Annotated in this window: 19 protein-coding genes and 1 pseudogene; 6 read left to right on the top strand and 14 right to left on the bottom strand. The window is 70.4% G+C overall.

Features of this window, described 5'->3' with window-relative positions; genetic code table 11:
- Positions 1-5: 5 nt before the first annotated feature.
- A complete protein-coding gene (locus tag DWB68_RS03825; protein WP_119423818.1) occupies positions 6-611 on the top strand; it encodes a DUF3043 domain-containing protein in 606 nt (201 codons plus the stop codon).
- A 231-nt stretch (positions 612-842) separates the two neighbouring features.
- Positions 843-1,295 carry an SRPBCC family protein gene (locus DWB68_RS03820; RefSeq protein WP_158588196.1) on the top strand — a complete coding sequence of 151 codons (453 nt, stop codon included), beginning with the start codon at positions 843-845 and terminating at the stop codon, positions 1,293-1,295.
- Positions 1,296-1,346: 51 nt separating this feature from the next.
- Here DWB68_RS03820 and DWB68_RS03815 read toward each other — a convergent pair whose 3' ends face one another.
- The 11 genes and pseudogenes from DWB68_RS03815 to hrcA form a co-directional block, all read right to left on the bottom strand.
- A complete protein-coding gene (locus DWB68_RS03815; protein ID WP_119423816.1) occupies positions 1,347-2,405 on the bottom strand; it encodes a quinone-dependent dihydroorotate dehydrogenase in 1,059 nt (352 codons plus the stop codon).
- Between the two features lie 39 nt (positions 2,406-2,444).
- On the bottom strand, positions 2,445-3,302 hold the full coding sequence (locus tag DWB68_RS03810; protein ID WP_407645643.1) for an isoprenyl transferase: 858 nt from the start codon (positions 3,300-3,302) through the stop codon (positions 2,445-2,447).
- Positions 3,299-4,036, bottom strand: a pseudogene (gene recO / locus DWB68_RS03805) (DNA repair protein RecO); the annotation flags it as partial. The gene DWB68_RS03810 and the pseudogene recO, both read right to left, overlap by 4 nt.
- A gap of 100 nt (positions 4,037-4,136) precedes the next feature.
- On the bottom strand, positions 4,137-5,879 hold the full coding sequence (gene leuA / locus DWB68_RS03800; protein ID WP_119423813.1) for a 2-isopropylmalate synthase: 1,743 nt from the start codon (positions 5,877-5,879) through the stop codon (positions 4,137-4,139).
- A gap of 292 nt (positions 5,880-6,171) precedes the next feature.
- Positions 6,172-7,137 (bottom strand): GTPase Era, encoded by a 966-nt coding sequence (gene era / locus DWB68_RS03795; protein ID WP_119423812.1) that lies wholly within the window; start codon positions 7,135-7,137, stop codon positions 6,172-6,174.
- Positions 7,134-8,423 carry a hemolysin family protein gene (locus DWB68_RS03790; protein WP_119423811.1) on the bottom strand — a complete coding sequence of 430 codons (1,290 nt, stop codon included), beginning with the start codon at positions 8,421-8,423 and terminating at the stop codon, positions 7,134-7,136. Before DWB68_RS03790 ends, era begins: the two co-directional genes overlap by 4 nt.
- On the bottom strand, positions 8,424-8,897 hold the full coding sequence (gene ybeY, locus DWB68_RS03785) for an rRNA maturation RNase YbeY (RefSeq protein WP_119423810.1): 474 nt from the start codon (positions 8,895-8,897) through the stop codon (positions 8,424-8,426).
- The gene (locus tag DWB68_RS03780; protein ID WP_119423809.1) at positions 8,894-9,928 is read right to left on the bottom strand and encodes a PhoH family protein; all 1,035 of its coding nucleotides are present in this window, start codon (positions 9,926-9,928) and stop codon (positions 8,894-8,896) included. Before DWB68_RS03780 ends, ybeY begins: the two co-directional genes overlap by 4 nt.
- A gap of 46 nt (positions 9,929-9,974) precedes the next feature.
- Entirely contained in the window at positions 9,975-10,787 is an 813-nt protein-coding gene (locus DWB68_RS03775) for a 16S rRNA (uracil(1498)-N(3))-methyltransferase (RefSeq protein WP_119423808.1), read from the bottom strand.
- 2 nt (positions 10,788-10,789) lie between these two features.
- Positions 10,790-11,902 (bottom strand): molecular chaperone DnaJ, encoded by a 1,113-nt coding sequence (dnaJ, locus tag DWB68_RS03770; protein WP_119423807.1) that lies wholly within the window; start codon positions 11,900-11,902, stop codon positions 10,790-10,792.
- Positions 11,903-11,979: 77 nt separating this feature from the next.
- Positions 11,980-12,996 (bottom strand): heat-inducible transcriptional repressor HrcA, encoded by a 1,017-nt coding sequence (gene hrcA / locus DWB68_RS03765; protein ID WP_119423851.1) that lies wholly within the window; start codon positions 12,994-12,996, stop codon positions 11,980-11,982.
- Positions 12,997-13,193: 197 nt separating this feature from the next.
- On the opposite strand from hrcA, the gene DWB68_RS03760 reads away from it, so the two are divergent.
- Together DWB68_RS03760 and DWB68_RS03755 are read left to right on the top strand one after the other, a co-directional pair.
- Positions 13,194-14,054 (top strand): DUF3097 family protein, encoded by an 861-nt coding sequence (locus tag DWB68_RS03760; protein ID WP_233548596.1) that lies wholly within the window; start codon positions 13,194-13,196, stop codon positions 14,052-14,054.
- Between the two features lie 42 nt (positions 14,055-14,096).
- Entirely contained in the window at positions 14,097-14,540 is a 444-nt protein-coding gene (locus DWB68_RS03755) for a DUF4870 domain-containing protein (RefSeq protein WP_119423805.1), read from the top strand.
- 222 nt (positions 14,541-14,762) lie between these two features.
- Here the strand turns inward: DWB68_RS03755 and hemW are convergent, their stop codons facing one another.
- Both hemW and lepA read right to left on the bottom strand, forming a co-directional pair.
- Positions 14,763-16,010, bottom strand: a complete 1,248-nt coding sequence (hemW, locus tag DWB68_RS03750; protein WP_119423804.1) for a radical SAM family heme chaperone HemW — start codon at positions 16,008-16,010, stop codon at positions 14,763-14,765.
- A gap of 2 nt (positions 16,011-16,012) precedes the next feature.
- Positions 16,013-17,866 carry a translation elongation factor 4 gene (lepA, locus tag DWB68_RS03745; RefSeq protein ID WP_119423803.1) on the bottom strand — a complete coding sequence of 618 codons (1,854 nt, stop codon included), beginning with the start codon at positions 17,864-17,866 and terminating at the stop codon, positions 16,013-16,015.
- A 306-nt stretch (positions 17,867-18,172) separates the two neighbouring features.
- Between lepA and DWB68_RS03740 the strand changes: the two genes are divergently transcribed.
- Together DWB68_RS03740 and rpsT are read left to right on the top strand one after the other, a co-directional pair.
- Positions 18,173-18,811 (top strand): type II toxin-antitoxin system PemK/MazF family toxin, encoded by a 639-nt coding sequence (locus tag DWB68_RS03740; RefSeq protein ID WP_119423802.1) that lies wholly within the window; start codon positions 18,173-18,175, stop codon positions 18,809-18,811.
- Between the two features lie 210 nt (positions 18,812-19,021).
- The gene (gene rpsT / locus DWB68_RS03735) at positions 19,022-19,282 is read left to right on the top strand and encodes a 30S ribosomal protein S20 (RefSeq protein WP_119423801.1); all 261 of its coding nucleotides are present in this window, start codon (positions 19,022-19,024) and stop codon (positions 19,280-19,282) included.
- A 278-nt stretch (positions 19,283-19,560) separates the two neighbouring features.
- Here the strand turns inward: rpsT and holA are convergent, their stop codons facing one another.
- Positions 19,561-20,574: a DNA polymerase III subunit delta gene (holA, locus tag DWB68_RS03730; protein WP_119423800.1), complete on the bottom strand. Its 1,014-nt coding sequence runs from the start codon at positions 20,572-20,574 to the stop codon at positions 19,561-19,563.
- Positions 20,575-20,585: the final 11 nt, after the last annotated feature.

Genomic DNA, 20,585 nt, shown 5'->3' with positions numbered 1-20,585 from the left:
GAAAGGTGTTTGGACTGAAGAAGAGCGAGAAGACCGCGTCCGGGGAGACCCCGGAGCAGACCCAGGAGCGCCTGGACGCCGAGGTGTCCGGGGCGAAGAAGGGCCCCACCCCGAAGCGCAAGGATCAGGTCGCCGCGCGTCGGCGCCCCCTGGTGTCCGCCGATCGCGCGCAGGCGAAGGTCAACGACCGTCAGCGCCGCGCCGCCGAGCAGGAGAAGATCCGCATCGGCATGGCCACGGGCCAGGAGCAGTACCTCCTCCCCCGCGACCGCGGCCCGCAGCGCCGCTTCGCCCGCAACTTTGTTGACCGCCGCACCTGCCTGGCGGAGTGGTTCTTCCCCATCGTGATCGTCTTCTTCATCGTGTCCATCGGCTTCAGTGGCCTGCTGGGCATCCAGGGCCAGGCGGTGGCGACCATCGCCATGTACGTCGTCTTCCTGCTGGTCGCGATCGACATGTTCATCACCTCGCGCATGCTCAAGCGCGCGATCCTCGCCAAGTTTGGCGCCCCCGAGCGCGGCGTCATCTGGTACGGCACCTTCCGTTCAATGCAGATGCGCTTCATGCGCCAGCCCAAGGCGCAGGTCAAGCGCGGCGAGTCGATCGACTGATTCGCCCCACCAGGCACGAATGAAGGGCCCGCCCGGCGTCTCGCCGGGCGGGCCCTTTCGTGTGTTCGGGGCGGGGCGGGGTGGGCCGGTCCTAGGGCACCGCACGACGACGCGGCGGGCCTTGCGCGGGCGGGCGGCGGGCCCGCACGATGAGGGCATGAGCTCTTCCACTCCCCGGCTACGCTCCGTGCTCACCGCCGCCGACGGGACCCCGCCCTGCGCTACGAGCGCGTGCTCGCCTTCCCCGCCGAGCGCGTGTGGGCGGCGTGTTCCACCGACGCCGGGCTGAATCCCTGGATCGGCGCCCTGCGCGGTAGCGCGTCCGCCGGCGACCTGGCCTTCGCCATGACCGCCGAGGGAGCGGAGGCTCCGTGGGTTCCCGTGGAGGTCGAGGCCTGCGCCGAGGCGAGCGGCTGGGACGTGCGACTCGACGCCGGTATGGGTGCCTGGCGCTTTGTCCTGTCGCTTGCAGCGCACCCCGACGGCACGCTCCTGCGCTTCGAACACCGCATGGATTCCCTCGACGAACTGCGCCCCTACGGCACGGGCTGGGACTACTACCTCGATCGGCTCGAGCTCGCCCTGAGCGGAGGCGAGATCGCCTCGGTTGATTTTGTGGCCGTCAACGACGCGCTGGCTCCGGTGTTCGAGGAGCTGTTCGCCGAGGCCGAGGGGCGCGGCTGAGCGCGCGAAAGGGGCACCCACGATCCGTGGATGCCCCTTCCGCGTGGGTGATCAGCGGCGGCGCAGCGCCTTGTTGATGCGGGAGACCCAGAACGGGCCCTCGTACAGGAACGCCGTGTACCCCTGCACCAGATCGGCGCCGGCCTCGAGGCGCTCGATGACGTCCTTGGGCGAGCTCACGCCGCCCACGCCGATGAGCGCGATCTCGCGCGGCAGCTGGGCGCGCAGGCGGCGCAGCACCTCGAGCGAGCGCTCCTTCACGGGCGCGCCGGAGAGGCCGCCGGCGCCGTAGGTCTCCACGACGGCGGGATCGGTGACGAGGCCCTCGCGGGAGATCGTGGTGTTGGTTGCAACGACACCGTCGAGCCCCAGGTCGATCGCGAGGGCTGCGACGGCATCCACGTCCTCGTCGGCGAGGTCGGGCGCGATCTTCACGGCGAGCGGCACGTGGCGGCCGGCGGCGGCGTCGGCCTCCTCTCGCACGGCGGTCAGGAGCGGGCGCAGGGACTCGACGTCCTGCAGGAGGCGCAGCCCGGGCGTGTTGGGCGAGGAGACGTTGACGACGAGGTAGTCGGCGTACGGCGCGAGCGTGCGGGCGCTCAGGCGGTAGTCCTCCACGGCGTCCTCGAGCTCCACGAGCTTGGTCTTGCCGATGTTGATGCCCACGATGGGGCGGGTCGCGCCGCGGTAGCGCTTCTCGAGGCGTTCGCGGGTCTGGGCCAGGCGCGGTGCCACGGCCTCGGCGCCGGGGTTGTTGAAGCCCATGCGATTGATGAGGGCTGCGTCCTCGACGAGGCGGAAGAGGCGCGGCGCGGGGTTGCCCGGCTGGCCCTGCCCCGTGACGGTGCCGACCTCGATGTGTCCAAAGCCGAGCTCGGTGAGCGCCGTGGTGCCGTGCCCCGCCTTGTCGAAGCCCGCCGCCAGACCGAACGGCGAGGGGAAGTCCAAGCCCATGACCTTGACCGCGCCGGCGGGGCGCGTGAGGCGGCGCAGCACCGCGCCGGCACCGCAGGCCTCGGCGAAGCGAATCATCGAGAAGCCGATGTGGTGCGCGCGCTCGGCCTGCATGCCGGAGAAGAAGATCTTGAAGAAGGTCGGGTAGAAGCGCATGGCGTCGGTGCGTCTTTCGTGCTCGGGTGCTGGCTGGACTCAGGCGGGGGGGTGGGCGTCGGCCGAGGCCGAGGGGGCGTCGATGGCTCCGCCGTAGCGTCGGTCGCGGCGCGCGTAGGCGTCGATGGCGCGCCACAGGGTGCGCCGGTCGACGTCGGGCCACAGCTCGTCGAGGAAGACGAACTCGGCGTAGGCGGATTGCCACAGCAGGAAGTTGGAGGTGCGCTGCTCCCCGGAGGTGCGCAGGAAGAGGTCGACGTCCGGCACCTCGGGTTCGTCCAGGCGCGCCGCGATGGTGCGCTCGGTGATCCCGCCGGGCTTGAGGCGCCCGGCCGCAACGTCGGCGGCAATCTGGGACACGGCGTCGACGATCTCGGCGCGGCCGCCGTAGTTGACGCACATGACGAGGTCGATGACCGTGTTGTGCTCCGTGAGGCGCTCGGCCTCCTTGAGCTCGTCGATGACGGAGCGCCACAGGCGCGGCTCGCGCCCTGACCACCGCACGCGCACGCCCCAGGCGTTGAGCTGATCGCGCTGGCGGCGCAGGACGTCGCGGGAGAAGCCCATGAGGAAACGCACCTCGTCGGGCGAACGCTTCCAGTTCTCGGTCGAGAAGGCGTAGACGGAGAGGTAGCGCACGCCGGCCTCGATGGCACCGGCAACGACGTCGAGCAGGGCCGCCTCGCCGGCGCGGTGCCCCTCGGTGCGCGGCAGGCCGCGCTGATTGGCCCAGCGGCCGTTGCCGTCCATGACGACGGCGACGTGGGCGGGGACCAGCTCGGGCTGGAAAGCGGGGACCAGCTCGCCGCTGGGGTGCGGAGCCGGGTGTTCGACGACGCGGGGAGCCGTGTCCGGTGCGGGGCGACGGCGGCCGATGCGGGGGCTCACGCTCTTCAGCTTCTCTCGACGAGGCGAATCGATTTCAGGGCACGCTCGAGGTGCCATTGAACATATTCTCCCACGATCGCGTCGGCCTCCCCGACGCGCGCTGGGTCGATCGATGCCACCGTGTGCCAATCGCCCGTGAGGAGCGCGGCGAGCAACCGCACGGTGTCGGGGTGCGGGCTGCGCGAGCCGGCGGGCCGACACGTGGGGCACACGCTGCCGCCCAGGGGAATGTTGAGCGCCTCGTGCGGGCCCGGCACGCCGCAGCGGGCGCAATCGGTGAAACTCGGGGCCCAGCCCGCCGTGGAGAGGGCCCGCAGCAGATAAGAATCCATGATGGTGGCGGGCGGCCCGGCCGCGCGGGCGATCATGGCCAACGCCCCGTGCAAGAGGCGGAAGTGCGCGGCGGTGGAGTCCACGTCGGTGCTCGTGAGCCGCTCCGCCGTCTCCACCATGGTGGCGGCCGCGGTGTACGCCTCGTAGTTCGCGGCGATCGCGTCGCCGTACGGATGCTGCAACTGCGCCTGCGTCACGGTGTGCAGGTTCTTGCCCTGCAGGAGCTGGACGTCGACGTGCATGAACGGCTCCAGGGTGGCACCGAGCTTCGAGGAGGTGCGGCGCACCCCCTTGGCGACGGCCCTGATCTGGCCGCGCTCGGGGCTGAGCATCACGAGGATGCGATCGGCCTCGCCGAGCTTGTAGTGCCGCAGAACGATCGCCTCGGTGCGATAGGACTTCGCGCTGAAGCCGGTTGAACGTCGTGGCGTGGTCCTCGCCTCCTCGAAAGCGCGTCGGACAAGGGAACGGGTGGGCGCGCCGCGTGCGGCGCGCCCACCCGAAGGGTACTCAGGCCTTGGCGGTGTCGCGAATGGCGCGGTTGACGGCCGAGACCACGGCGTTGAGCGAGGCGAGCGTCGTGTTGGTGTTCACGCCGGCGCCCCACAGGACGCGATCGCCCACGGCCGCCTCGACGAAGGCGGCGGCGCGGGCCTGGCCGCCCTCCTCGAGCGCGTGCTCCGTGTAGTCGAGCACGCGCACGTCCACGCCCTCGCTGCCCAGCAGGTTCACGAGCGCGTCGATGGGGCCGTTGCCGACCGCGCTGCGCTGGTGCTCCTGGCCGGCGATGAAGAGCTGCGCGTCCAGCTCGAGCCCGCCGTCCTCCTGCGAGGTCGTGGACACGCGGCCCAGGCGGTAGTGGCCCCAGCGCTCACCGGAGGCCTCCACGGGAAGGTACTCGTCCTGGAAGATGCTCCAGAGGGCGTCCGAGGTGACCTCGCCGCCGCCGTTGTCGGTGTGGCGCTGGATCACGCCGGAGAACTCGATCTGCGCGCGGCGCGGCAGGTCCAGCCCGTGATCGTGCTTGAGCAGGTACGCGACGCCGCCCTTGCCCGACTGCGAGTTGACGCGAATGACGGCCTCGTAGGAGCGGCCGATGTCGGCGGGGTCGATCGGCAGGTACGGCACGCCCCAGACGAGCTCGCCCACGGTCTTGCCGGCCGCCGCGGCGTCGGCCTCCATGGACTCGAAGCCCTTCTTGATGGCGTCCTGGTGGGAGCCGGAGAAGGCGGTGAAGACGAGGTCGCCGCCCCACGGGGAGCGCTCGGGCACGGGCATCTGGTTGCAGTACTCCACCGTGCGGCGGATGTGGTCCATGTCGGAGAAGTCGATCTGCGGGTCGATGCCCTGGCTGAACAGGTTCATGCCCAGCGTGACGAGGTCGACGTTGCCCGTGCGCTCACCGTTGCCGAAGAGGCAGCCCTCGATGCGATCGGCGCCGGCCAGGTAGCCCAGCTCGGCGGCGGCCACGCCCGTGCCGCGGTCGTTGTGCGGGTGCAGCGAGATGATCATGGAGTCGCGGTTGACCAGGTTGCGGTGCATCCACTCGATGGAGTCGGCGTACACGTTGGGCGTGGCCATCTCCACGGTGGAGGGCAGGTTGATGATGACCTTGCGCTCGGGCGTGGCGCCCAGCTCCTCGGCGACGGCATCGCAGATGCGGCGCGCGAACTCGAGCTCGGTGCCCGTGTAGGACTCCGGAGAGTACTCGTAGTAGATCTCAGTGCCGGTGAGCTGCTCCTCGTACTTCTTGCACAGGCGGGCACCGTGCAGGGCGATGTCGACGATGCCGTCCTCGTCCTGGCGGAAGACCACGCGGCGCTGCAGCACGGAGGTGGAGTTGTACAGGTGGACGATGGCGCGGTGCACGCCCTCGAGGGCCTCGTAGGTGCGCTCGATGAGGTGCTCGCGCGACTGCGTCAGGACCTGGATGGTCACGTCCTCGGGGATGAGGTTCTGCGTGACGAGAGTGCGGACGAAGTCGAAGTCGGTCTGCGAGGCGGACGGGAAGCCGACCTCGATCTCCTTGTAGCCCATCTTCACGAGCAGCTGGAACATCTTCAGCTTGCGGTCGGTGTCCATGGGATCAACGAGGGCCTGGTTGCCGTCGCGGAGGTCAACCGCGCACCAGCGCGGGGCCTGCGTGATGACCTTGTCCGGCCACGTGCGATCGGGCAGCGAGACCTCGATCTGCTCCTGGTAGGGCAGGTACTTGTGGATCGGCATGCCGGAGGGACGCTGACGGTTCTGCATGAGAAATGGTGTCCTTCGAAGATTCAAGGTGTGGGTGGCTTGGCGGCCGGCACGCATGAACTCCGCGGCGAGGGGTCGGCCAAGACCCTAGTAGGTCGCTAGCACCTCGCCGCGGCAACCAAGAAGAAGGAGGCCCTGCAGCATGCCTGTGAGGCTACCACCGCGGGCGCGGACACCCGTCAATGTGACGGTCGCCGTGTCCGGGGCGGCGGGCCCGGTCCTCGCCTCACGCGAGGAGGGGGCACGACGGCGCCCACGCGCCGTCGTGCCCCTCCTTGCCTTGAGTGCCCGATCAGAAGCCCAAGCGGCCCAGCTGCTTGGGATCGCGCTGCCACTCCTTGGCGACCTTGACGCGCAGGTCCAGGTAGACCTTGGTCCCGAGGATCTTCTCGATGGACGCGCGGGCGCGGGACCCCACGTCGCGCAGGCGCGCGCCGCCCTTGCCGATGACGATCGCCTTCTGGCTGGGGCGCTCCACGTAGAGGAAGGCGTGGATGTCGGTGAGCGGATTGTCCTCGGGACGATCCTCGCGCGCGCTCATCTCCTCGACGACCACGGCGAGCGAGTGCGGCAGCTCGTCGCGCACGCCCTCCAGCGCGGCCTCGCGGATGAGCTCGGCGACCAGGACGGTCTCGGGCTCGTCGGTGAGCTCGCCGGCCGGGTAGAGCGGCGGGGAGAGCGGCAGGTAGCGGCTCAGGACCTCGTCGACCGACTCCACCTGGTGCCCGGCCACGGCAGAGACCGGAACGATCTCCTTGAAGCCGCCCTCGCCGAGCAGCTCCTCCCCCAGCTTGGCCACGGAGAGCAAGTGCTCGCCGAGCTTCTCCTTGCCGACCTTGTCGGTCTTGGTCACGAGGGCAATGATCGGCGTGCGGCCCAGGAGGGCCAGCTGCTGCACGATGAAGCGGTCGCCGGGGCCGATGGGCTCGTCGGCGGGCGTGCAGAAGCCCACCACGTCGACCTCGGACAGCGTGGCCTCGACAAGATCGTTGAGGCGCTGGCCCAGGAGCGTGCGGGGGCGGTGCAGGCCGGGCGTGTCCACGAGGACCAGCTGGTGATCTGGGCGGTGCACGATGCCGCGAATGGTGTGACGCGTCGTCTGCGGCTTGGACGAGGTGATGGCGATCTTGGTGCCGACGAGCGCGTTCGTCAGCGTCGACTTGCCCGCATTGGGGCGCCCCACGAAGGACGCGAAGCCGGCGCGGAAGTCCGCCGGCGCGTTCTCCGGGGTGAGGGGCTCGTTCTCGAGTGGATTCATGAGCGCGGCTCCTGCTCTGCTGGGGTGGTGGCTTGATCCTCGCGGGGCGCGAGGCGGGTGACGCGGATGGTGCCGACGCGATTGCGGCGGCCGGAGAGGGACTCTGCGCGCAGCTCGAGGTCGCCGACCACGGCGTGCGAGCCGACGATGGGCACGCGTGAGATGGCCTTGGCGAGCAGGCCGCCCACCGTGTCCACCTCGTCGTCGTGCAGCTCCTCGCCGAAGAGGTCGCCCAGGTCATCGATGTCGAGGCCGGCGGGGACCAGGAAGGCGTTCTCGCCGAGGGGCTGGACCTCGGCCCGCTCGGCGTCGTACTCGTCGTCGATCTCGCCGACGATCTCCTCGAGCAGGTCCTCGAGGGTAACGAGGCCGGCCGTTCCGCCGTATTCGTCGACCACGATGGCCAGGTGGGTCGCCTCGCGTTGCAGCTCCTGCAGCAGCTCGGCCACGAGTTTGGATTCGGGGACGTAGCGCACGGGGCGGGAGCCGACGATGACCGGCTCGTCGGCGCGGTTCTCCTCGAGCGCGAGGCGGACGAGGTCCTTGAGGTACACGACGCCACGGATGTCGTCAGCGTCCTCGCCGATGACGGGCAGGCGGGAGCACCCCGAGCGCAGCGAGAGGCGCAGGGCCTTCTTGACCGAGACGTCGGCGCTCACCGTGATCATGTCGGTGCGCGGCACCATGACGGCCCGGACGAGGGTGTCGCCCAGGTCGAAGACCGAATGAATGATGTCGGCCTCCACGTCCTCCAGGACGTTCGCCTCGTTGGCCCGGTCCACGAGGTCGCGGAAGTGTTCCTCCGTGAAAAAGGTGGCCTCCTCGGTGCTCGCCGAGGCCGGCGTCACGAGACGGACGAGCCAACCGGGAACCGGGCCGAGAACGACGGCGCCCGCGCGCACGAGCGGGGCGGTCGCCGCCGCCACGGCGCCGGCGTGGGCGCGACCGATGCGGCGCGGGGAGGCCCCCACGACCACGAAGCCGAGGGCGGCCATGGTGAGCGTGGCCCACAGGCCGGCCCACCACACCGAATGCAGCCAGCCGACGAAGGCGAGCGCCGTGGCAACACCGGCGGCCGCCTCGAACCAGATCCTCCAGAAACGCACGGCGCGGGTATGGCGCACCGGATCCTTGAGGATGGCGGCGAGCCGCGGGCGGGCGCCGTCCTCGGTGAGGCGCTCCGCCTCCGCCTGGGACAGGGCGAGATAGGCCGCCTCAACGGCGGAGAGGATCGCGGCCGTCGCGACAAAGACGAGCGCGACGGCCACGAGCAACCATCCGGTCACTTAAGCGATCGTCTCCTTGGGAGCGGGGCGGCCAAGGAAGGCCTCGAGCAGCTCGCGCTGCAGCCCGAACATCTCCGCCTTCGTCTCCGGCTCGTCGTGGTCGTAGCCGAGGAGGTGCAGCACGCCGTGGGTCGTCAGCAGGTCGAGCTCGTCCTGCGTGCTGTGGCCGCCGGCCGCCGCCTGCTTGGCGGCGACGGAGGGGCAAAGCACGATGTCGCCGAGCATGCCGGGACCTGACAGGGCGCTCGGAGTGCCCGGGCGCAGCTCATCCAACGGGAAGGACATGACATCGGTGGGACCCGGCAGGTCCATCCACTTCAGGTGCAGCTCCTCCATGGCCTCCTCGTCCATCAGGACGATGGAGAGCTCCGCATCCGGATGCACGTGCAGGGAGTCGAGGAGGTGGCCCGCGAGCGCGGTGAGCTCCTCCAGATCGGCCTCGAGGCCGGACTCGTTGCTCACTTCGACGCTCACTTGGCGTTTCCCTTCGGCTGCTGTGCGCCGCGACGGCGCTGGGTGGGGTGGGGACGGGACTCGTCCCAACGGGAGTAGGCGTCCACGATGTCGCCCACGAGGCGATGGCGGACCACGTCGCCGGCGTCGAGCCGGCAGATCGCGATGTCGTCGATGCCGGCCAGGATCTCGGTGACCACCTTGAGTCCGGAGGCCTTGCCTCCGGGGAGGTCCACCTGCGTGACGTCGCCCGTGACGACCATGCGCGAACCGAAGCCGAGTCGGGTGAGGAACATCTTCATCTGCTCGGCCGTGGTGTTCTGCGCCTCGTCCAGGATGACGAAGGCGTCGTTGAGCGTGCGACCGCGCATGTAGGCGAGCGGCGCCACCTCGATGGTGCCCGCGGCGATGAGCCGCGGGATCGTCTCGGCCTCGACCATGTCGTGGAGCGCGTCGTAGAGCGGGCGCAGGTACGGGTCGATCTTGTCGGCGAGCGTGCCAGGCAGGAAGCCGAGGGACTCCCCCGCCTCGACGGCGGGGCGGGTCAGGATGATCCGCGAGATCTCCTTGGACTGCAGGGCGGCGACGGCGCGCGCCATGGCCAGGTACGTCTTGCCCGTGCCGGCCGGACCCACGCCGAAGGTGATGGTGTGCGTGTCCATCGAGTCGATGTACGCGGCCTGGTTCACCGTCTTGGGGCGGATGTGCCGGCCGCGATGGCGCAGGACATCCACCGTGAGGCTCGGATCAGGCGCCGGGGCCGCGAGCTGCTTCTCGGCGCGGATGAGGCGCTCCACCACCTGGGAGGTGATGGCCGAGCCGGAGGCGGCGGCGGCGCGGGCCTGGGCGATGACCCGGGAGACCGAGCCGACCTCGGCCGCCGGGCCGACGAGGCGCAGGCTCTCCCCCAGCGGTTGAAGCCTGACGTTGCGCCACACGCCAGCCAGGATGCGCAGCAGCGTGTCCTGGGGGCCGAGCGTGGCGATCATGCTCGCCGCGTCGGGGAACGCGATGTCAAGGGTGTCCGGTTGGCTCGTCGAGCTCTCCGTCATGAACGCCTGGGGCCTCTCCTCGTGGGCGATGTCTTGAAGGCCAAGTCTAGTCGGTGGCGGGCGGGCGTGGGGCCGTCGCCGGGGCGCCAAAGGCGCCGTAGGCCTGCAGCAACAGGACGAGCGCCACGGAGCCAGCCGTCGAGGCCCGCAGGACGTGTGTTCCGAGCACCACCGTCCGGGCCCCGGCGGCCTCCAGCGCCGCGAGCTCGGCGTCCGAGATGCCGCCCTCGGGACCCACGACAAAGAGCACCTCGGTTCCGGCGCCCGGGCGCTCGGGGTCGCCCGGGGTGCCGAGCGCCTCGAGCAGCGGCACCGTGGCCGCCTCGTGCAACACGAGCATGAGCCCGCCCGCCGCGGTCACCTCAGCCGCCCGCGCGGCGAGCGACTTGGAGCTCACGAGCGCCTCGACGGGGGGCAGGGTGGAACGGCGCGACTGCTTCACCGCGGCCGCCACCTGGTGCTCCCACTTGGCGTGGGCCTTGGCCGCGCGGTCGTCCTTCCAGCGCACGATGGAGCGATCGGCCTGCCACGGGATGACGGCGTCGATGCCGATCTCCACGCAGCTCTCCACCGCCTGGAGATCGCGATCCTGCTTGGACAGCGCCTGCACGAGCACGAAGCGCGGCCGGGCCGCGGCGTCGTCGAGTTCCTCGGCCAGGACGCGCAGCAGCACTCCCGCCTCGGCCTCGAGCACCTCGCACACGAGGCGGCGGCCGGCGCCGTCGACCACGTCGATCTGTTCGCCCTGACGGACGCGCTTGACCTTGGCGTGGTGCGCCTCGGCGGCGGAGAGCTCGAAGCTCTCCCCCACGGCGACACCCGCCGCCGCGGCGGGATCCAGGAAGGCCTGGCGGGACACGCTCAGCCCCGCAGCTTGTCGCGCAGGCGCGACATCAGGCCGCGCGTCTCGAACTTGCCCTCGGTGAAGGTCTCGCCGCGCAGCGCGGCGAGCTTCTGCAGGAGCTCGCGCTGCTCGTCGTCGAGGTTGCGCGGCGTGGCCACGCGCACCTCGACCACGAGATCGCCGCGCCCGCCGCCGCGCAGGCGCGGCACGCCGAGATCGTCGAGCTTGACGGTGTCGCCGCTCTCCGTGCCGGGGCGGATGGAGACGATCTGCTCACCGTCAAAGGTCTCAAGCGTGAGGTCCGTGCCGAGGGCGGCCGCGGTCAGCGGCACCGTCAGGACGGCCTTCAGGTCGTTGCCCTCGCGCTCGAAGACGGGGTGGCGTTCCACGTCGATCTCGACGTAGAGGTCGCCCTGCGGGCCGCCGCCCGGGCCGGCCTCGCCCTGGCCGGCGAGGTGGATGCGGGTGCCGGTGGCCACGCCGGCGGGGATGCGCAGCTGCTTCTCCAGCTGCGAGGCGATGCGGCCGGCGCCCGCGCACTCGGGGCAGGGCTTGGGAAGCGTGGTGCCGTAGCCCTGGCAGGCGGGGCACTCGGCGACGGTCATCATCTGGCCGAGGATGGAGCGCACGGGGCGCTGGACGTGGCCGGCGCCGTGGCAGATCTCGCAGGTCTGGGGATGCGTGCCAGGCTCGGTGCACTCGCCATCGCACACGGGGCAGACCACGGCGGTGCGCAGCTGCAGCGGGTACACGGTGCCCTTGACGGCGTCCTCCAGGCTGATCTCCACGCGCACGAGGGCGTCGCGCCCCGGCTCGCGGCGGGAACGCGGACCAGCCTGGCCGCCGCCGCCAAAGAAGGACTCGAAGATGTCGCCGAAGCCACCAAAGCCGCCGCCAAAACCGCCCTGGGCGCCATTGCCGTTCTCGTTGCCCGTGGCGTCGTAGTTGGCGCGCTTATCGGCGTCGGAGAGCACCTCGTAGGCGTGGGTGACGGCCTTGAATTCCGCGGCCGCCTCGGGGCCGGGGTTCACGTCGGGGTGCAGCTTGCGCGCCAGCTTGCGGTAGGCCTTCTTGATTTCCTCGCCGCTGGCGTCCTTGGACACGCCGAGGGTTTCGTAGTGCGTCGCCATGATGCTTCGCTCCGCTTCCTTTCAGATGCTGTATTTTCGCCGGAACCGCGGGGGTTGTGCGGTCGGCGCCACGAGGGTTAGGCCGAGAGGATTCGGCTGAGATAACGGGCGATCGCGCGCACGGCGGCGATCGAGCCTGGGTAGTCCATGCGGGTGGGGCCCACCACGCCGATCATCGCGTGGTTGCCCGGCCCGTAGCCGGAGGCGACCACGGAGGCCTGCGTGAGGGTGGCGTGGGGGTTCTCGCTGCCGATGCTCACGGCCACGCCGTGGGCGTCCTGCTCCATCTCCGAGAGGAGCCGCACCATGACCACCTGCTCCTCGAGGGTCTCCAACACGGGCGTGATGTTGCCGCGAAAGTCGTCGGAGACGCGCGCGAGGTTGGCGGTGCCGGCCCAGAGCATGCGATCGGGGCGTTCGGCCTCGGCGAGGTCGATGAGGCCCTCGGCGACGGCGGCGGCCAGCGCCCGCAGCGTCAGCGGCACCCGCTCGGGCAGGAGCGCCAGCGACACGCCGAGGCCGGCGACGGGTTCGCCTCCGACGAGGGCGAGCACCGATTCCTTGAGGACGGCGACCTCGGCGTCGACGAGCTCCTCGTCCACGGCGAGCACGCGCTGGCGCACGGCCCCGGCGCTGGAGATCAGCACGAGCATGAGCTGGCGCTGGCCGAGGGAAACGAGCTCCACGTGGCGCACGCGCGCGGTTTCGAGGCGCGGGACCTGGATCACGGCCACCTGCTGCGTGAGATGCGAGAGCACGCGCGCTGTGCGCGAGAGCACCTCGTCGAGATCATCCGAGCCCTCGAGGAGCGAGCGGATGGCGCGGCGTTCCGCCGCTGAGAGCGGCTTGACCTCCTCGATCCGGTCCACGAAGTAGCGGTAGCCCTTTTCGGTGGGGACGCGCCCGGCCGAGGTGTGCGGGGCGGTGACGAGTCCCTCGTCCTCCAGGGCGGCCATGTCGTTGCGGATCGTGGCGGCCGAGACGCCGAGGCCGTGGCGCTCCACGAGAGCCTTGGACCCGACGGGTTCGCGGGAGTGGACATAGTCCTCCACGACCGCGCGCAACACCTGCAGGCGGCGCGCTTGGGAACGCAACTGATCGCTCACTGTGGGACTGCCCTCCTTCCGCTCGACCGATCTACTCTGGCACTCGTGCCCCCCAAGTGCCAATTCTAGTTCGCGCTTCGCTGAACACCAGTCCGCGCGACCAGCGCGCCGCGGCGCCGGGCCTGGGCGCGCGTCGCTAGCCTGGAGGGGCACGCACAGCACGAGCCACGAGGAGTATGCACACCGTGGATTACGCCTGGGGACCCACCTCCATCACCCCGCAGCCCCGCACCGCCCCCCGCAAGGTCGGGGCCAGGGTCGGCCTGCTGCTCGAGGACGTGGAGTCCGGCTGGGTCGGCGAGGTCGTGCGGACCGAGCGCTCGGGCGGCGTGCGCGTGTTGGTCCTGGAGGACCGCCGCGGCAAGACCCGCACCTTCCCCGCCGGCTTCGGCTTCCTCATCGACGGCGCCCCGGTCGAAATCGTGGAGCCGGCCGCGGCGCCCGCCCCGGGCAAGGCCAAGCAGGCCCCCACCCGCTCCGCCTCCGGCTCCGTGTACGTGGAGGGAGCCAAGGCCCGCACCGCCCGGGCGGCGCGCATCTGGGTCGAGGGCGCCCACGACGCCGAGCTGGTCGAGAAGGTCTGGGGCCACGATCTGCGCATCGAGGGCGTCGCCGTCGAACCCCTGCACGGCGTCGACGATCTTGCCTCGGCGATCAAGGAGTTTCAGCCCGGCCCCCAGCGCCGCCTGGGCATCCTTGTTGACCACCTCGTGACGGGCAGCAAGGAGGAACGCATCGCCCGCGAGGCCATGCGCGTTCCCGGCGCGGCCGGGAACGTGTTGATCCTGGGCCACCCGTACATCGACGTGTGGCAGGCCGTGAAGCCGTCCGCCATCGGCGCCGCTGCCTGGCCCGTCGTGCCGCGCGGGGAGGACTGGAAGACCGGCATCCTCACGCGGCTGGGCTGGCCCCACAGCACCAAGGAGGACGTGGGGCTCGGCTGGAAGCGCATCCTGTCCGGCGTGCGCCACTACGGGGATCTGGAACCGAGCCTGCTCGGACGTGTCGAAGAACTCATCGACTTTGTCACACAGGGCGAGGCGTAGCCCGCGCCGCGCCTCGCGGATCCGTAAACTTGGGCCAGCCTCATGTCCACCCCTGAAGAGGAAGGCCGCGCAGTGTCCCCGCAGTCCACGCCAGGTCCCTCCGTGCCGCCACGTCACGATTCCGAGCTGAGCGGCTCCGCGCCGCAGGCCCTCCCCCTCACGCCGGCGGAGGATCGTCGTTGGGCGACGATCGCCCACTTCTTCTCGCTGGCCGGCTTCGTGCCGAGCCTCATCATCCACCTGGTGTACAAGGACCGCGGCCCGTTCACGGCCCAGGAGTCCAAGGAGGCGTTTAACTTCACGCTTCCGCTCTCCGTCCTCGTGGTCGTGCTCTTCGCGCTCGGCTTCATCCCCGTGGTCGGCTGGGTCTTCCTGCTCCTGGCCGTGGGGGTGTGGATCTTCATGACGATCTCGGGGATCGTCGGCGGCATTCAGGTCAACAAGGGCCGCCCGTACCTCTACCGCCTGAACCTGCGCCTGTTCTGATCCGGCGCGGTGGCGCCGGGTTACCGCAGGTCATCCGTCACCCCGACCCCTCCCATCCCGCCTTTCTCGTTGAGTCCCTCCCCTTTCGTGCGGGATTGAACGACAAAGGCGGGAGGAGACGTTCGGTCTCCAGCACCCACGTGTTGACAGCACGACGGCGCCGTTCCCGCCTTCAGACGGGAACGGCGCCGTCGTTCTCTGCGGCGTTCGGTGTGGCCGCGACTAGAAGCCGAGCAGCGTGCGGACCACGCCGTCGGCGAGCAGGCGGCCGCGCAGCGTCAGCACGAGGCGGCGTTCGCCGTCCTCCCCCGCCTTGAGTGCGGGAAGCGGCTCGACCAGCCCGTCGGCCACGAGACCAGCCACGCGTTCGCGTTCCTCGGGGGCGAGGATCGACAGCGGCAGCCCGTCGCTCAGGCGCACGCGCAGCATGACGTCCTCGAGGTGGCGCGCCTCGGCGTCGGGCACCTCCCGAGCGTGGGCCGGGGAGAGCCCGGCGTCCAGGCGCTGCTGGTACGCGGCCGGGTGCTTGACGTTCCACCAGCGCACGTCGCCCAGGTGGGAGTGCGCGCCGGGGCCGACGCCCCACCAATCCTGGTTGAGCCAATAGGCCACGTTGTGGTGCGCCCGGTGCTCTGTGCCGCGGGAGAAGTTGGAGACCTCGTACCAGGAGTAGCCGGCCGCTCCGAGCAGCTTGTCCGTCAGGACGTACTTGTCGGCGTGATCGTCGTCGTCGACCGGGGGCACCTCGCCGCGACGCATCTGCGCCGCCAGCTTGGTGCCCTGCTCCACAATGAGCGCGTAGGCCGAGACGTGGTCGGGTTCCATCTCAATGACGGCCTCGAGCGAGGTCCGCCAATCCTCGAGCGACTCCCCCGGCGTGCCGTAGATGAGGTCGAGGCTCACGTTCAGTCCGGCCTCGCGGGCCCAGGCCACGGCCTGCGGCACGCGCTCCGGTGTGTGGGTGCGGTCCAGCACCTTGAGGACGTGCGGCACGGCGGACTGCATGCCGAAGCTCACGCGCGTGAACCCGGCCTCGGCCAGCGTGGCGAGGGACTCCGGGGTGACCGAATCCGGATTCGCCTCCGTGGTCACCTCGGCGCCGGGCACCAGCCCGAAGTGACCCACCGCGGTGCGCAGGGTCGAGGCGAGCGCCTCGGCCGGGAGCAGCGTGGGCGTGCCGCCGCCGAAGAACACCGTGGAGAGGGGGCGCGGGTCAAGGCCCGCCTCCCCCATGACGCGGGCAGCGAGCGCCAGCTCGGCGCTCATCGCGTCGGGATAGGACTCGCGCGAGGCGCCGTGACCCAGCTCGGAGGCCGTGTACGTGTTGAAGTCGCAGTAGCCGCAACGCATGGAGCAGAAGGGCACGTGAACATAGAGGCCCAGGGCGCGCCCGGCGGCGGAGGCCATGGCCTCCGCCGGCAGGGAACCGTCCAGGGGCGCCGGATCGCCGTCCGGCAGAACAGAAGGCATGGCTACTTCTTCTTGGAGTCCTTGGACTCATCCGAGGACAGCGCGGCGATGAACGCCTCCTGGGGGACCTCCACGCGGCCCACCATCTTCATGCGCTTCTTGCCTTCCTTCTGCTTCTCCAGCAGCTTGCGCTTACGGGAGATGTCGCCGCCGTAGCACTTGGCCAGAACGTCCTTGCGGATGGCGCGGATGTTCTCGCGGGCGATGATGCGCGAGCCGATGGCGGCCTGGATGGGCACCTCAAACTGCTGGCGGGGAATGAGCTCGCGCAGCTTGGTGGCCATCATGGTGCCGTAGGCGTAGGCCTTGTCCTTGTGCGTGATCGCACTGAACGCGTCGACCTGCTCGCCCTGAAGGAGGATGTCGACCTTGACCAGGTCGGCGACCTGCTCGCCGTCGGCCTGCCAGTTCAGCGAGGCGTAGCCGCGCGTCTTGGACTTGAGCTGATCGAAGTAGTCGTAGACGATCTCGGCGAGCGGGAGGCGGTACCGCATCTCCACGCGCTCCTCCGAGAGGTAGTCCATGCCGCCCATGATGCCGCGGCGCTGCTGGTTCAGCTCCATGATGGCGCCGATGAACTCCGCCGGGGCGATGATCGTGGCGGCCACCATGGGCTCGTGCACCTCGAGGATCTTGCCGGAGGGGAACTCGCTCGGGTTCTTCACATGCAGGTGCGACTTGTCCTCGGTCACCACGTCGTACTCGACGTTCGGGGCCGTGGAGATGAGGTCCAGCTTGAACTCGCGCTCGAGGCGCTCGCGCACGATCTCCAGGTGGAGCAGACCCAGGAAGCCCACGCGGAAGCCGAAGCCGAGGGCCGCGGAGGTCTCGGGCTCGTAGGACAGCGCCGCATCATTGAGCTTGAGCTTGTCGAGGGCGTCGCGCAGCACCGGATAGTCGGAACCGTCGATCGGGTAGAGGCCGGCGAACACCATGGGCTGCGGGTCCGCGTAGCCGCCGAGCGACTCCTGGGCCGGGTTCAGGTTGCCCGTGACGGTGTCGCCCACGCGGGACTGGCGCACGTCCTTCACGCCCGTGATGAGGTAACCCACCTCGCCCACGGAGAGGCCCTTGGTCGGCTGCGGCTCGGGGGCCGACACGCCGATCTCCAGGAGCTCGTGCTGCGCGTGGGTCGACATCATCTGGATCCGCTCGCGCGGCTTGAGCTCGCCGTCCACGACGCGCACATAGGTGACCACGCCGCGGTAGGTGTCATACACCGAGTCGAAGATCATGGCGCGGGCCGGGGCGTCGCGCACGCCCTGGGGCGCGGGCAGCTGCTTGACGATCTCGTCCAGCAGCTCCTCGACGCCCTGACCCGTCTTGCCGGAGACCTTGAGGACGTCCTCGGGCTCCACGCCGATGAGATTCGCGAGCTCCGCCGCGTACTTCTCGGGCTGGGCCGCCGGGAGGTCGATCTTGTTGAGCACCGGGATGATGGTGAGCTCGTTCTCCATGGCCAGGTAGAGGTTGGCCAAGGTCTGCGCCTCGATGCCCTGGGCGGCGTCGACAAGCAGGATGGCGCCCTCGCACGCGGCGAGGGAGCGGGACACCTCGTAGGTGAAGTCGACGTGGCCCGGGGTGTCGATCATGTTCAGGGCGTAGGAGACCCCGTCGACCTCCCACGGCATGCGCACGGCCTGAGACTTGATCGTGATGCCGCGCTCGCGCTCGATGTCCATGCGGTCCAGGTACTGGGCGCGCATATCGCGGGCCTGGACCACGCCTGTGGACTGCAGCATGCGGTCGGCCAGGGTGGACTTGCCGTGATCGATGTGGGCGATGATGCAGAAGTTGCGGATCACGGCCGGATCGGTGGCGGCGGGCACCGGGGCGGTGCGGGCCTGGGGTGACACGGGGTTCAGCCTCGCTTGCGAACTCGGGGGCAGGAGCGGATGGCGTGCCTTGCCTGGGAATCCGTTCCGGATTCCCTCATCAACGGGAGGGCCCGACGACGCGGGCGCGCCTGGGAGGGCGCGCGGGCATGCCTTCCTCGGATTCTCTCACGACTTGGCGCGCCGGGCCGCCCTGCCACGCCCTGAGCCTGGCCGCCAGCGCCGGATGGAGCGCGGCGGTGACGCCCGCTGCCGTGCCGCCACGCGCCGTCGTGCTCCCAGGGCGTGAGCCGCGGGGCGACGGCCACGCGCCGTTAGGATCGGCGCATGGCAAACAACCAGCGCTGGCTCAACCTGGCCAAGTCGATCCTGTCCCCGCTCATCGACTCCCTCTTCAAGGGCACGTCCGGTGGGGGCCAGCAGCCGCGCCAGGGCTCCGGCTCGCGCGGCTCGGGTCAGGCGGCGCCGAAGCCCGGCGGCCCTCTGCCGCAGCGCTCCTCCGGTTCCCAGCGGCCTTCCGCCCCGCGCCCCTCGCAGGGCGGTTCGCGCGACGTGAGCGCGGCCGAGGCGGCCCAGCGCGGCGCAGCGTATGCCGGCGACTACAGCGGCCGACTCAATCCGGTCTACTCCCCCGAACCCGACGGCCAGCCCGATCCGGGCGAGGTCGTGTGGGCCTGGGTGCCCTACGAGGAGGACCACTCGCAGGGCAAGGATCGCCCCGTGCTGATCGTGGGGCGCAACGGCGGCCTGCTCCTCGCGCTCATGCTGACCTCCAAGGACCACACGCGCGAGCACGACCGCGACTACATCGACGTCGGCACCGGTTCGTGGGACCGTCAGGGGCGCCCGAGCGAGGCCAAGCTCGACCGCGTGCTGCAGCTCGACGAGTCCTCGGTGCGCCGCGAGGGTGCGGTGCTCTCCCGCGAGCGCTTCGACGCCGTGGCACACGCGCTCCGCTCGCGCTGAACGGCCGGCGGCTCAGCGTGAGGCAGCTCTCATCGCCACGCCTCCCGGCGGCTCCCCGCCCGCACCGTTTGGCCTGATACACTCTTTCCTAGTGTGTCCGCGCAGGTCTGCGGGCACTCGTGCTCGACGGACGCGGCATCCCCACGCCATCTCAGTTGTGTTGAGCGCGGAACCCTCAGACCATCCATCCATTCGTCAAGAAGGACTACCGTGGCGAACATTAAGTCCCAGAAGAAGCGCATTCTCACCAACGAGAAGGCTCGTCAGCGCAACAACGCTGTGAAGTCCGAGCTGCGCACGGCCATCAACAAGGTCAACGCCGCCGTTGCCGCCGGTGACAAGGAGGCCGCTACCCCGGCCCTCGCCAGCGCCAGCCGCAAGCTGGACAAGGCCGTCAGCAAGGGTGTCATCCACCGCAACAACGCTGCCAACCGCAAGTCGGCCATCTCCAAGAAGGTCAACGCGCTCTGAGCATCGTTGCTGTGAGGTGTCGATGACCTCGGCGCCAAGCTTCACAGGGCCCCGCTTCCGGAAACGGAAGCGGGGCCCTGTGCTGTTTCCAGCATCGATGCTCGACGGCGTGCCATCCGGATCCACGGGTTCCTCGCCCGGGCACACGGGAGTCACGCCGCTGGGCGGGCTGGAGCGCAGATGCCGGGCTTGCGCCGGGCTCGACCCGGGCGGATGGCGCGTGAACGCGTGACGCGTGGACCGGGGCGCGTGCGCGTGACGCGGGGACCTGGGAGCGGTTAGCGCCGTGCGGCGTAGCGCGAGAGCGAGACCACGGCGCGCTCGACCGCGTAGCGCGGGTCGCGGGAGGCGCCCTTGACCATGGCATCCGTCTCGGCGACGAGCCGCACGGCGGCGGCGAGGTCGGCAGGGGCGAAGCGCCTGGCCACCTCCTGGGCCTGCTGGACCTGCCACGGCGCCATCTTGAGGCGCGAGGCCAGCGAATTGGCCGATTCGCGGGCGCCCGCCACGGCGGCGGCCTGGCGCACCTTCATGGCCAGGGCCGCCACGATCGGCACGGGATCCACGCCCGTGGCCATGGCGTGGCGCAGGAGGGAGACGGCCGCGGCGCCGCGGCCGGCCATGGCGGCATCGGCGACGGCAAAGCCAGTGGCCTCGACACGTCCGCCGAAGTAGCTCTTCACCGCCGCCTCGTCCACCGTGCCGTCGGTGTCCTCGATGAGCTGGCGGCAGGCGGAGCCCAGCTCGGCAAGATCGCTGCCCACGGCCGAGACCAGGGCGCGGGCGGCCTCGGTATCGATCCGGCGGCGCGCGGCCTTGAACTCGTCCTGCACAAACTCGAGCTTCTCGGCGTCCTTCTTCAGCGGCGCGCAATCGATGACGAGCCCGACCTTCTTGAAGGCGTCGACGAGGCCCTTGCCGCGGTTGCCACCGCCGTGATGGGCCACCAGGACGACCTCGGGATCCGGTGCCGCGACGTAGCCGAGCAGGTCCCTCTGGGCCGCCTCGTTCATGGCTTCGAGGCCGTGGAACTCGATCAGCGCGCCGCCGCCGAACAGGGAGGGGCTAGCGCTCAGGAGCAGCTCGCCGCCCTCGTAGTGCGCCGCGTCGAAGCGCGTCACCTCGGTCTCGGGATCCGCCGCCCTGGCCGCCTCGCGAATGCTCTGGAAGGCGCGGGCGGCTTGGTAGCCGTCCGAGCCCATGAGCAGCACGAGGGGGCGCGGGGCCGCCTCGCGGAAGCTCAGTCCGCGCGCGTTCTTCCCCGCCGATCGGGCGGGGGTGCGGGGAGGCATAAGGGGCCTTT

Origin of the sequence: Galactobacter valiniphilus (genome assembly GCF_003575975.1) — a bacterium.
GTDB classification, from domain to species: Bacteria; Actinomycetota; Actinomycetes; order Actinomycetales; family Micrococcaceae; genus Galactobacter; species Galactobacter valiniphilus.
This window is presented reverse-complemented; position numbering and strand designations above follow the sequence as displayed.